At 56.0% G+C, this 12,050-nt stretch carries 7 protein-coding genes and 3 pseudogenes; 8 read left to right on the top strand and 2 right to left on the bottom strand.

Annotation, left to right across the window (positions count from 1 at the left end; translation table 11 throughout):
- Positions 1 to 290: 290 nt before the first annotated feature.
- On the top strand, positions 291 to 902 hold the full coding sequence (locus tag APM_RS20040; RefSeq protein ID WP_007421344.1) for a winged helix-turn-helix domain-containing protein: 612 nt from the start codon (positions 291 to 293) through the stop codon (positions 900 to 902).
- 149 nt (positions 903 to 1,051) lie between these two features.
- Here the strand turns inward: APM_RS20040 and APM_RS00250 are convergent.
- Positions 1,052 to 1,261: pseudogene (locus tag APM_RS00250) on the bottom strand (IS256 family transposase); the annotation flags it as partial.
- Positions 1,262 to 1,320: 59 nt separating this feature from the next.
- Positions 1,321 to 1,896 (bottom strand): annotated as a pseudogene (locus APM_RS00245) (DDE-type integrase/transposase/recombinase); the annotation flags it as partial.
- A gap of 121 nt (positions 1,897 to 2,017) precedes the next feature.
- Between APM_RS00245 and APM_RS21225 the strand changes: the two are divergent.
- The 7 genes and pseudogenes from APM_RS21225 to APM_RS00200 form a co-directional block, all read left to right on the top strand.
- Positions 2,018 to 2,119, top strand: a pseudogene (locus APM_RS21225) (IS5/IS1182 family transposase); the annotation flags it as partial.
- A 127-nt stretch (positions 2,120 to 2,246) separates the two neighbouring features.
- Positions 2,247 to 3,263, top strand: a complete 1,017-nt coding sequence (locus APM_RS00240; RefSeq protein WP_007421341.1) for an IS1595-like element ISAcr1 family transposase — start codon at positions 2,247 to 2,249, stop codon at positions 3,261 to 3,263.
- A gap of 151 nt (positions 3,264 to 3,414) precedes the next feature.
- Positions 3,415 to 3,978 (top strand): hypothetical protein, encoded by a 564-nt coding sequence (locus APM_RS21220; RefSeq protein WP_138919121.1) that lies wholly within the window; start codon positions 3,415 to 3,417, stop codon positions 3,976 to 3,978.
- 50 nt (positions 3,979 to 4,028) lie between these two features.
- Positions 4,029 to 5,369, top strand: coding sequence for a CsgG/HfaB family protein (locus APM_RS00235; protein ID WP_007421340.1), 1,341 nt, complete (start codon positions 4,029 to 4,031; stop codon positions 5,367 to 5,369).
- A 111-nt stretch (positions 5,370 to 5,480) separates the two neighbouring features.
- Positions 5,481 to 10,502 carry an S-layer family protein gene (locus APM_RS21215; RefSeq protein WP_007421339.1) on the top strand — a complete coding sequence of 1,674 codons (5,022 nt, stop codon included), beginning with the start codon at positions 5,481 to 5,483 and terminating at the stop codon, positions 10,500 to 10,502.
- 74 nt (positions 10,503 to 10,576) lie between these two features.
- Positions 10,577 to 11,203 (top strand): peptidoglycan-binding protein, encoded by a 627-nt coding sequence (locus APM_RS20030; protein WP_083818632.1) that lies wholly within the window; start codon positions 10,577 to 10,579, stop codon positions 11,201 to 11,203.
- Between the two features lie 162 nt (positions 11,204 to 11,365).
- Entirely contained in the window at positions 11,366 to 11,848 is a 483-nt protein-coding gene (locus tag APM_RS00200; protein WP_206740692.1) for a helix-turn-helix domain-containing protein, read from the top strand.
- The last annotated feature ends 202 nt before the right edge of the window (positions 11,849 to 12,050 follow it).

Raw genomic sequence — 12,050 nt, 5'->3', positions numbered from 1 at the left:
CCCCCAAATGCAGGATTGGGTGATCTATTCATCAGTCGCCTCATTTTGAGGGGATATCTGCAAGCTAGATGGAGAATTAATATGCTATATGACGTGCAGGGCATAAAAGATGACGATCTATATAGCCAAAAAATAAAAAAAATGTAATTTGTCTGATATCAGAAGATAGTAATATCTCTGAACTCTTAAAAAAAATTGACCAATCGAACATCAATATTATATATGAAAATAATATTGAAAGTGTCAATAAGTTATTAAGTAAAACAACGCCAGATATATTTATGATCTGCATGAAAAATTATAATATTAATCTAGTTAGAAATATTATTGAAATTAGAAGTAAATCAAAAGCGCCAATTGTTGTTATATCAGAAGGTTTTGATGAAGTGCTAGCTCTTACAATATTCAAATTTGGTGCAGATGAATATTGGAGTCATATAACAAGTGAAGTGCAAATTAAAAATAAAATAATCACGACGATTCTAAAAAGTAGTATTGGTATGTATTCCCATACATATACTATTCAAAAAGAAATCAATGACGTTGAAAAAGAAAATGATATTCAAATTAGCTATGTTGAAACCTTTAATAATAATACTAAATTTTTTAGAACGTTTACGCCATATGAATATAAAATGCTATCAATTTTAGTTGATAATGCAGGAATTGTAGTTTCAAGAGCAAAATTGGCCCAAATGGTTCGTGGTCGAGCAACCTCAAATGTTGATCGTAGTGTTGATAACGTCATATCTCGTATAAGAAAGAAATTAAAAAATTTCTCCCTTACGGAATATCCAATAAGAAGTTTTAGTTCAGTAGGGTATATATTTGTTGGCGATAAAGATAATTTTTATCGTGAATTAGATATTGCTGTTGATAACTATCTTCGCAATAAAAGGTAGAGGCTTGACCCACATTTCTCACGCGGGTTTCTGACGGGACTGTTGGCGCGTCGGTCGCGGGCAACCAAAGCGGTTATTCGTGGGATATCGGGGGCTGTGTGGGCGAGCGTGTCGGGCGACGGGTTTGCCGGCGTGATCTCGGGGGATGGCGACTTGCGGCCATAGCCGTTGCGGCTGTTCTCCGCCTCCGCTTCGTCACTCAGATGGTAATCCATCTCCGCGCTGAGGGCCCGCTCCGCCAGGGCCTTCTTCAGCGCGTTCACCAGATCCCCGGAATTCAGCGCTGCCGCCGCGTCTCCCCCAGCCAGAAGCTGGTCCAGCAATTCGTCCGGGATCGCCGGCGCTCTCCGTCGTGCCATATTATGGGTCTTCCTTTCTACCCACTATGCCACTCACACACGAAATTCAGGACACTGCCGTCGTAGATGCCGCGCGTGCAGGCCCCCTTGAAGAACGCGAAGGCACGATCGTGCGCGTCAAACACCATCTCCTGGGTTTCTCGGGGATAGGCGCGCACAAACAGCATCCGGCTGTGGTAGAGCCGCACATGGGCGACTTTGATGACGGTGGTGACACCGCCGATGACGACGACTTCATGGCTCCAGTCAAACTGGTACGCCTCACCCGGCACGAACGCTTCCGCCGTCGCCGCACCGCGCTCCGCCTGCCAGGCGCGCGCGTAGCGGCGCACCGCATCGTAGCCGCCGTCGTAACCGCGACCGCGTAGTTCCTCGAACAGCCGGATCAGCGTAAGTCGATCACGCGCCGGCTTGCGCTCGTTCGACAGCAGCAACTCGTCAAGCTCTGCCCGCCACGGCCCGATCTTCGGCAAAGGCTGCGTCGTGCGTTGGTATTGGAACTCGGTCGCACCCGTCCGGGTGACCTTGCGGACGACCTTCCGTGAAACCTTCAAATCCCGGCAAAACGACCTGAACGACTTCCGCTGACCAAAATAAGCCCGCCGAATCTTCGCAATCGTCTCCACCACCAGCATCCCAGAACCGGCCCCCATATCGTCCATGGAAGCCATTGTGGACCCCGCGTCCCCAGGGTCCCGATTCGATGCCGATCACCCCAAAAACCGGGTCCTTATTCCATGCCGAATCCCAGACAGCCTCACGGACTGGCGCCGTATCGCAACCCGCTACGACCGCTGCGCCCACACTTTCTTCTCCGCCATCTGTCTCATAGCAACCGTCACCTTCTGGCTCCCATAGTGAGTCCTGAGCCTAGCACTACAGTTGCAGTTTTGATTTAAGGTGAGCACGCGTGGATGTGGCTTGTTTAATCAACGAAACTTGCCTATCCGGTTGACTCCCATACCTACTAGATCTAGTGTTGGGCATGGATGTCCTGGCCCGTGAAGACCTGCCGTTCCCGCAGTCTCTGCCGGAATTCCAGCGTATTTTCCCGAACGACGCGGCCTGTGCCGCCTATCTCGAAAGCGCCCGCTGGAATGGAGGGTTCGCCTGCCCAAGGTGCGGCGTCGTTGGCGAGCCGTTCCGTTTCGAGGCGCGCCCGGGCGTTCTGCGCTGCCGGGCCTGTCGCAAAGACGTAAGCCTGATGGCTGGGACCGTTATGGAACGCAGTCACACGCCGCTGTCGACTTGGTTCTGGGCGGCTTACTTGATCGCCAGCCAGACGCCCGGAATGTCGGCCGTCCAATTTCAGCGGCAACTCGGCCTGTCGCGCTACGAGACCGCCTTCGGCATCCTTCATAAGCTGCGCGCCGGGATGGTGCGCCCCGAGCGCGACAAGATTGGCGACACGCCGCAAGAACACGTCGAAGTGGATGAAACGTGGGTTGGAGGACGAACCCGAGGCGATGGACGGGGTGTCCATCACAAGGTTCTCGTCGCCTGTGCCGTGGAGGTGCGCCACCGGAAACCGGGAACCAAGCTCGACAATCGGAAAGACGGTCGCTACGCGGGACGCGTTCGTCTCGCTGTTGTCCCCGACCGTAGCGCCAATTCGCTCTGCGGATTCGTCGAAAACGCCGTTGCTCCCGGATCACTGATCGTTACCGACGACTGGAGCGGCTATGCCGGTCTCGGAAGGCGCGGGTTCGACCACCATGCAATCGCCGAATGCGGCGACCCGGAGGTGGCAGAAGAATTCCTGCCGATCGTCCACTTGGTCTTTACCAACCTGAAGACCTGGATCAACGGCATCCATCACGGGGTCAGCGCCAAACATCTACAAGCCTACCTCAATGAATTCACGTTTCGGTTCAACCGGCGCCTCTATCCCTTCAACGCGTTCCGCTCGCTGCTCGGAATCGCGGGTAGGGCAGCCGCACCAACCTTTGACGAGCTTTATTCCGGGGAATGGACACACCCTACATTTAGTGGGTGTGGGTAACAACCGGATAGGCAAGCAACGAAATTCATAGAGATTATTTTTATTTATGTCATAAGTTATTATATATAATAACACAAAATAATAAATGATAAAACATGCAATATATTCTGAAATACGTTATGCGGTGTTAGTGAAAATTGGGATATCACTGATGTTGAAGAAAATGCGGCACCAAATCGCTGTATTGGCTGCTGTCATCGTCGGACTCACGAGTTCTGCGTATGCGAACGGCTTTGGTACCGATTCGCCGTATCAACTCCCAACGCCAGCCGATCTTGCTAATCTTGGCGCGGTGGAAAGCATCATTCTCCAAAAGCAGGCAGGCATGTATCATGCGCCGGTCAATAATTCATACAGTACAACAAACATTGCCAAGCAAACAAACTGTAACGTTGCGCCGACAACCTACGGAAATTCGGGCACGACCTCCGCGACTGCCGGCTCCCCGAGTACGCTCGGGGCCGCGCCGAGTGCGATAGGCAATTCTAGTTCAACTCAGTCATCTCTGTCGGCATCAACGGCAGGAACGCCGCTGACCACGACGGGGCAAACGAATAGCGGTGCTGTAGGGACCGTTCTGAACGGTTCGACGAGCACGTCAATCAGCGGAACGTATTCTCAGGCACTCAACAATACCCAAACCAATGGCGGGACGCAGAGTGCGTCGGTCAGTAACAGTACCGCATGTTCTGTTGGAACTGGATCGTTGAACTAGCCATGACCCAGATAATTCCTCACCGCCTTTTCCCCCTGCAGCGTCGGGTCATGGATCTGATGCCCCAACCTCGCCAGGCCATCCGGCGTTCACCGCGCAGCTACATGCTGCGCAGCACGGCATTGCTGGTGCTCGCCAGTCAGGTGCTGGCCGGTTGCGCGTCAATCGGCATGCAGCGCGTCGAGCCTGGTGAAGCACCGATCGTGCTGGGGCCAAAGGTCAGATACAATCTGACCCCGATCGATCCTGCTTTCGCTTGTCTTGCTGACGAAATCGTCCGTGACCATAAGCCGCGCCTGACCTTCGCCGTCGGAGACGTCAAAGACTATACCGGCCGCTACAACATCAACGAAGGCAATGCCATCACGCAGGGTGGCTCGCTCATGGTTGAAACAGCCCTGGGTCATCTCGGCAACGCCATCATGCAGGTCGAACGGGTCGATCCGCACATCACCCAGATGGAGCTTGGCTATACCAACCAGCGCGAGCTGGGGGACGGCCGCCTGCACGTATTGCAGCCGGGCCCGCACGCCGTGCCTTGGATGCCGTATTATGGTGGAACGATCCTCCGGTCCCAGTATTATATCATCGGGGGCATTACCGAGCTGAATTACAATATTCAAAGCGGCGGGGTGCAGGTCATGCAGAACCTGTCCGGCCCCTCGGCTACCACCTTTACCGAGAATGTCGCGATCGATCTCGAGCTGGTCGATACCCAGACAACGCAGATCGTCAAAACCGTCAGCCTGGAGAAGCAGATCGTCGGCTATCAGGTGAGCGCCGGGATATTCAGGTTCTTCGGCAGCAATCTGTGGGATGTCAATATTGGCGCAAAAAATCAGGAGCCTTTGGAACTGGGTGTTCGAACTACCTTGGAACAAGGCACGCTTGATCTGGTGGCGGCGGCCGAACATCTGAGTCCGCTTCCCTGTCTGCAGAAAGTCCGCGATGCAATCTCAGAGAAGACCGCCAGCCAGCTTCGCAAGACGCCCAACCATGTAAAGCTCATCCAGCCGCCTGTCCCACCGGGCGTACAGCAACCGATTGCCAAGCCACTTCCAGGTAGTGCCGGATCGCCCATGAAGTTGAGCTTCGATTTCGGCTCGGCGGCGATCCCCGCCGGGGATGGTGGCTTGTTGACCCGGATCGCTCAGATGGCGGCAAAAAATCCTGTAAGCGTCGAGTTGGTCGCGCCAGCTAATGAGAATTGGTCGCCCTCTAAGCGCTATGCTCTGGTGAAGGCAAGGATTGCCGCGTTGCAATCAGGGCTTGCGGCGCACGGCATGACAGCGCCGGTGATCACCGTCCAATGGGCGCCATCCGATACAGATAGTGCCATTTATCAGGATGGATCAGGTACACAAAAGGTCGCAGTGGTTACGATTAAATAACACAAATTTTTATACAAAAAAAACCTGAGGTTGGTTTTTTTTGGATTGGATGAAAATACTGTCATAAATGAATCTCACGCAAACGTATTTTTTTTGGAACAGGAGTAAGCTTTGAAAAATGCAAAGCTAAGAAGGCGCCTTTATGGAACGACGGCTGCAAGCGTATTATTGCTCGGTGTCGTGTATGGCGGTGAAGTCTTGGCGCAGACTGCCACGACCACCGTTGGGACTACAGTGACGACGAGTGGTGTCGTCGCAGGTCAGGGGGCGGCAACCGGCAATGTTGCTAACTATTTCCAGGCGCAAAATACGCCGTCTTCGACCGCAACGTCGAACCTGGCAATTACGGCAAACGCAACCAACCTGACCGCAGGGCAGACCTTTACGGGTACAGGTGGCACCGGTACTGTTTCTAATTCCTCAACCACCACCGCCAACACGATTAGTGCCGTTGCCACCGGAAACACGCTGGCCAATACAGTTGATTTGGCTACGATCGGCGGCACGACTGCGGGGACGACGGGGAATGGGTTGTCGGTCCTGGCCCAGGAGGCCAATAACGCGACCACGCAAGCTAGTCCGGGGACGGGGACCAATTATGTTGCCGTAAATGCAACGGTATCCAGCAATACGCTGCAAAACGTTTCTACCGATGTCGTAAGCGGCTCCAGCCTCACGCAGAGCGCAAACGCGATCTCCTCGTCGGCCACAGGAAACGCCAGCAATACCACGGTGAGCGGCGCCGTTCCCGTGACATATGTTGGACAGGGTGCGGCAGGTAGCTCTACTCTAAATCTCGGCACCCCGGCGACCAATGCCCTCGATGCATCTGCGAATATTGCCCTGAGCAATGCGCAGGCCAATAATTCGATTGCCACGACAAGTGGTGCCTCGACGACCGGCAACACTGTCAACCTCGCAGTAAACTCATCTGCAGGAGCAACTGCGCAGACTCCGTCCCTTACCGTGGTGCAGACCAATAATACGGTATCGGCTGCGTATGTGGGCAATACAGCAACGAGCACCCTGTCCGTTGCGTCGGGCTCCGCCCCGAGCCTAGACGGCAGCGCATTGGTCAGCAATCTGCAGACCAACAGCCAGACCGCGGCGCCGACAACAGTCACTCCCTTGAGTGAGGCGTCGAGCAATACTATCAGTGCGACGGTTGCGTCTGGCGCTACAACCAACAATCCGATCACGCTGTCCAATGGGAGCCTGACTCAGTCCGGCAATGCCATTACGGGAAGCGCAACCGGAAACACCGCGACAAACGTTGCTGAACTCGCCGGTACCATGAACCTGGCTGGGGCAACGACCACGCAGACCAACACCTCCGTTGCTGCGGCTGGACCGACAAACACGCTGCAGGCGGATTTCGGTATCGCTAGCCTGCAGTCCCAGGTGAATTCAGTTGCCGGCCAGACTTCGGTGACGAGCAATACCATTGAGACGGTTGCGCAGAACGTCAGCGGATCGACGGTCAGCGGAACCTCCAACAGCATCAACGCGACGGCAACGAACAACAGTGTTTCCAATACCGTCACGGTTCCGAGCTCGGGCAGCAATGCCGCCACGATCGACGGCCTGCTGGGGATCAACAGCCTGCAGACCGCGACCGGATCGGCTGTGAATTCGAAAAACTCCGGCAACACGATCTCGCTGACTGCTGGCACCGACGGCACGTCGACTGCATCGTCGACGGCAACGGTGACCAATTCGACGCTGGCGCTCACGGGTAACGGAACGAGTGCAACGGCAATTGGCAACAACGCCACGAGCGCGACCGGCGGTGCAGGAAATGCACTGACAGTCAGTGGCACCAACGTGAATGCTTACCCGAATGGCGGCGCCGCCGCGCTGGCCGGCCTCACATATGATGGGTCAACGCTGACTTCGGCGGCCGGTCTGTCTGTCGGGAACAACCAGAATTCCAGCACCTCTGCAGTCACGGCGACCAATCAGAACAACGCGGTTACCCTGACGGCCAATGGCACGACGCTGAGCGGCGATACGCTGTCCCTGTCGGGCGCTGCTGGAACCTACACGGCCCAGGCGATCGCACAGAGCAATAATGCGGCGAACGCACTGACCGTGAATGCAGACCAGCTGGCTGGATCCGCCGGCCTTGCGAGCGTTCAGACTGACGCCAGTGGCGCAACGTCGACGCTGTCAAACCCGACTGTCGAAATTGCCGCCAACACCACGGCGAATAATGCAATCCAGAACTCCTCGATCACACTTGGCGGGACGAACGGGAATGTTCTGCGGTCTCTGGCATATGGCAACGCCAACTCCAACACGCTGAATGCCACCTCGACCGGTCTCAACATCTATGCGCCGACGGCCCCTGCGACGGCCGTTTCCCTAGCGTCTGGCACCAATAGCGCGGATGCCGCGCTGGCATTGTTCAATAGCCAGGCCGAAACGGCGAATGTCTCGGCCGGCGCATCGACGACGACCCCGCTGAGCATCACCCTTGGTTCGGGCAATGTTAGCAATTCGACGGTCAGCAACACGAATAATCAGTTCGTGGCAGCGGGCTATGGCAACCAGACCAGCAACGTTGCAAACGTGTCGGTGACCGATCTGGCGCAGCCGACCGCTGGCGCAACACCGGCGGCAGCCTTCCTGCCCGTGGCGACGGTTGCCAATACCTCGTCGCTGAGCGGTACGGTGACCAGCACCGTCACCGGTGCCTCCGCGACCAATGGTCTGTTTGATCTCACGACCGCCGCAGGAGCGGGCACGGTCAACGGATCGACCCTGAGCGTGAATGGTAACGCCTCGCTTGCCCAGGCCACAGGCAACCTCGCCTCGGCCAATAATCTGACGGTCACCGGCACAAACCTGGTCGATGCAAGTCAGACCGCCGCGGCGCCGACCACTGCACCTGTTTCGTATAACGGAACCACGGCGTCGGTGAACACAGGCTTCAGCGTGGTCAACACGCAGACGGCCTCTGCAACCGTCTCGGCAACCCAGTCGAAGACTGGCGCGTACCTCAGCCTCGGTGGCACGGGTGCGGTTTCGAGCGCGACCCTGCAGGCTCAGGGCAACAACTTCAATGCCGCGGCGACAACCAACAGCGCGTCGAACAATCTGGTGGTCGGCACCGCCGCTACACCGGTTGCGGTTCTCACCAGCTCTGTTGGTGGGCTGAATGTCCAGAATATCACTAGTGGCGGTGGTACGTCGGCGACTATCGGCAATGCCGGTTCGCCTGCCGTTACGTCTACTGCGCCTATCAGTGGGACATACACCGGCACCTCGATTACACCTACAGCCAACACTCTTACTGTTCCCGCTGGCCAGACGCTCACGTTTAGCAGTACGGGAACCGGCCTTACGGCGGCGCAATTGGCCTCTGTAATTTCGGCGTCTGGCACCGGTACTGTCAGCTATTCGGGTAGCACCGTGACGCTGACTTCAGGAACGTCTGCGTCTACGTTCTCATTCCCGACGGGAACAACATTTACTATTAATACTGGGGCGAATACAGTATCAACTGCAGGAACCATTACTGTTCCGGCCCTCAACACGACGCCATTTGCGAATATTCAGACAGGTGGCAATCTGACCAACAGCACCCTGTCGGTGACAGGCAACAACTACGGTGCGGTCGCACAGGGTAACGTCGGCAACACCACGGTCGCGGTGACGGCGGATACCGTGAATGGTGGCGCCCTTGCGGGAACCAAGAGCAGCGCAACCGTTGCGTCTACCACCTCTCAAACCGCCACGGCCGACCTGTCGGCGGTGAACGCGCAGAGCAATGCCTCGGCCACAACGGCCAGCGCATACGGTGGAGCGCAGATTACCAGCTCCGCGACCTCGCCGACGATTTCCGGGTCGACCCTCAGCGTGTCCAACAATGCGCTGAACGCTACGGCACAGGCGAATACCGCGACGACCGCGCTGACGGTGAATGGCACGATCTCGCAGAATTCACAGGGTACTTATGCGGCTTCGGGCGCATTGATCTCCAGCCAGAATGCAACCGGTGACGTGACTGCAACCGCGGGTACGGTGGCCACCAGCAGCACGACATCGTCGTCGGTTGGTCAGACCATCAGTGCGCCGGGCGCCATTGGCAGCAACTCCAGCCTGGCACTGAACGGTAACACGACCACTGCTACGGCAAATGCCAACAGCGCCAACAACACGCTGACGGCAAGCGCGACGACCCTCGACAATGCCACCACTGCTGCGGCATCGATCACGACCAATCTCCAGACTGTGAATGCGGCGTATGCCTTGAATAATACGCAGACATCGTCCGGTGCGACCAATGGTGTGACCGCCCAGGCCAATAGCAATGTCTACAACAACGACACAGCCGGTAGCTCCGGTCTGCAGAGCAGCACTGCCGTCCTGAATGGCAACACGACGACGGCTAGCGCTATCGCCAATACCGCATCGAACACGCTCAATCTGGGCGGCTCGACGGTGAACGCACCTGCAGCCATCCTCAACAACCAGACGAACAGCGACTCGGTTGCTGCGGCAGGCACCTCGAACGTCCAGTTCAGCCTGACCGGCAGCTCTGCCACTACCGCTGCGGCGTCCGGATCGTCGATTGCGGTGACCAACAATGCACTGAATGTGCAGGCCGCAGGCAACTCCGCCGTGAATGCTCTGAACGCTCTGCCGACGGCCAACTTTGGTACACAGGCAGCCGGCGCTTCGGCTGGGGGCACAACTCCTGTGACGGCGCAGTACGTGGCGCTGAACTCGCAGACCAATAGCGGGTCCGTCAGTGCAACCAGTGCTGCATTCGGTGCCACTGCGCCTACCAGCCAGTTCAGCGTGGCTCTGAACGGGGCTGCTAGCGGTACGGCGCAAGTCCAGAACACCAGCGTGACCATGACGGGTAATGCCGTCAACGTGAACGCCTTCGGTAACTCTGCACAAAACACGCTGACCCTTTCCGGGCTGAACAGCGGCAATGCCACCAATGCATTGCAGAATGCACAGTCCAATACGGGTAACGTGACTGCTACCGCCTCCTATAACGCATTTGGCGCAACCACCACCGCGCCTGGTGCGATCGGCAGCACCGTGAATGTTGGCAACAACAGCATCATTGCCCGCGCAACAGGCAATAGTGCGATCAACACGGTTGTTGCTCACTAATTGTCCCAGAGCTCTCTCGGAGGGGAAGCATTTGCTTCCCCTCTTTTTTACTCGTAAGGTCTTGGAGTTAATCGATGAATTGGCGTTCTTCTTGTCTCGTTAAGGCCACTACGATCGCGCTTGCCTGCGGCTGGCTGGCTTCGCACGCTGCCCAGGCAGCAGACGCCAAGGGCAATTTCGCGGTGAATGGTATCGGAGCGACGTCATGCGCAGAGACCGTTGGGGCCATTCAGCATGGCCACGCCGCTGTGCGCGCGGAATTATCGAGCTGGCTGATGGGATACATCACGGCTCTCAACCGCGTCGATCACAATACCTTTGACATTATGGCGATACAGTCACCCGTTGCAGTTACCAACCTTGTCTTGAATGTTTGTGCAAAAAACAATAAAGATAATGTAGAGGCTGTAACAAACGCAATTATAAACTCGCTTTCTTCCATCAAGCTGATCAAATCATCACCACTTTTGACTGTTGTTTTTGATGGAAAATATGTAAAAATCCGAAAAAATACACTGAAAGATCTCCAGAAATTTCTGAAGAAACATAAATTCCTTAATGGTCCGGCTGATGGAAATTACGGAACAGAAACGCAGGTAGCCATCAAATTATTCCAGACCCGGGAAAAACTTTCAGTTAACTCGCTGCCAGATGCACAAACAATCATTCAGGCGCTTATTTTGCCTAGAATTCAAAAATAATTATAAATCCTTTGGGAGTGACTCACGATAGTACTTCCGCGACGTGGAACGATGTGATTCAAGCCAGTATTCCTTGGGAGGTTCACCTTGCCGCGTCCGATATCCCTTCGTACTGATTTTGACGCTGCTACCCTTCGTCGCCTGGCGCGGCGCAGCCAGGAGGTGGCTCAGGCCCGTCGGCTGTTGGCTCTTGCAGCGATCTACGACGGCTGTACGCGCTCGGAGGCGGCGCGGCTGGGCCACGTCACACGGCAGATTGTGAGGGACTGGGTGATCCGGTTCAACGCCGAGGGGCCGGATGGGTTGCGCGACCGCAAGGCGTCAGGACCGACGCCGCGGCTGACCGATGTGCATCGCCAGGCGCTGGCCACACAGATTGACCATGGCCCGAACCCTGCGGTCCATGGCGTCGTGCAGTGGCGGCTGTGCGACCTCCGCCAGTGGCTTTGGGAGGAGTTCCGTGTCTTGGTCTCGCGCCAGACACTGAGCCGGGTAGTCCGCGCAATGGGCTACCATAGGCTCTCGGCCCGACCGAGTGGTGAGGCGAAGCCGGCCGAGTGTGGTGCCGCATCCGGGAAAGGGACAAAATCGTCATCCATCCCGCTACCCATGCGCGGCCGGCGCGACATCTGGCGTCATCCATAGCCGGAGACGGCAAGCCGTGCGCTCGTCCTGGTCCGAAGTAACGAAACGTTCCGCGCTGTAGCATAAGCGGCCAAAGTGAGAACGCTGACTGGTTGAGTGTTGATTTCCACTGATAAGTGTTGGGACGGAACGGCCCACGGCATCGGATGTGCCAAGATGAGGTCGCTCAATTGACCATCATGAAAGGGCCGTTCCGATGGAA

This window comes from Acidiphilium sp. PM, assembly GCF_000219295.1.
In the GTDB taxonomy this organism is placed as follows: domain Bacteria; phylum Pseudomonadota; class Alphaproteobacteria; order Acetobacterales; family Acetobacteraceae; genus Acidiphilium; species Acidiphilium multivorum.
This window is presented reverse-complemented; position numbering and strand designations above follow the sequence as displayed.

Excerpts from the sequence above, each read along its gene's own strand:
- APM_RS20040 (WP_007421344.1), top strand. The coding sequence starts at position 291 with ATGAAAAATTATAATATTAATCTAGTTAGAAATATTATTGAAATTAGA.
- APM_RS00240 (WP_007421341.1), top strand. The coding sequence starts at position 2,247 with ATGGATGTCCTGGCCCGTGAAGACCTGCCGTTCCCGCAGTCTCTGCCG.
- APM_RS21220 (WP_138919121.1), top strand. The coding sequence starts at position 3,415 with ATGTTGAAGAAAATGCGGCACCAAATCGCTGTATTGGCTGCTGTCATC.
- APM_RS00235 (WP_007421340.1), top strand. The coding sequence starts at position 4,029 with ATGGATCTGATGCCCCAACCTCGCCAGGCCATCCGGCGTTCACCGCGC.
- APM_RS20030 (WP_083818632.1), top strand. The coding sequence starts at position 10,577 with ATGAATTGGCGTTCTTCTTGTCTCGTTAAGGCCACTACGATCGCGCTT.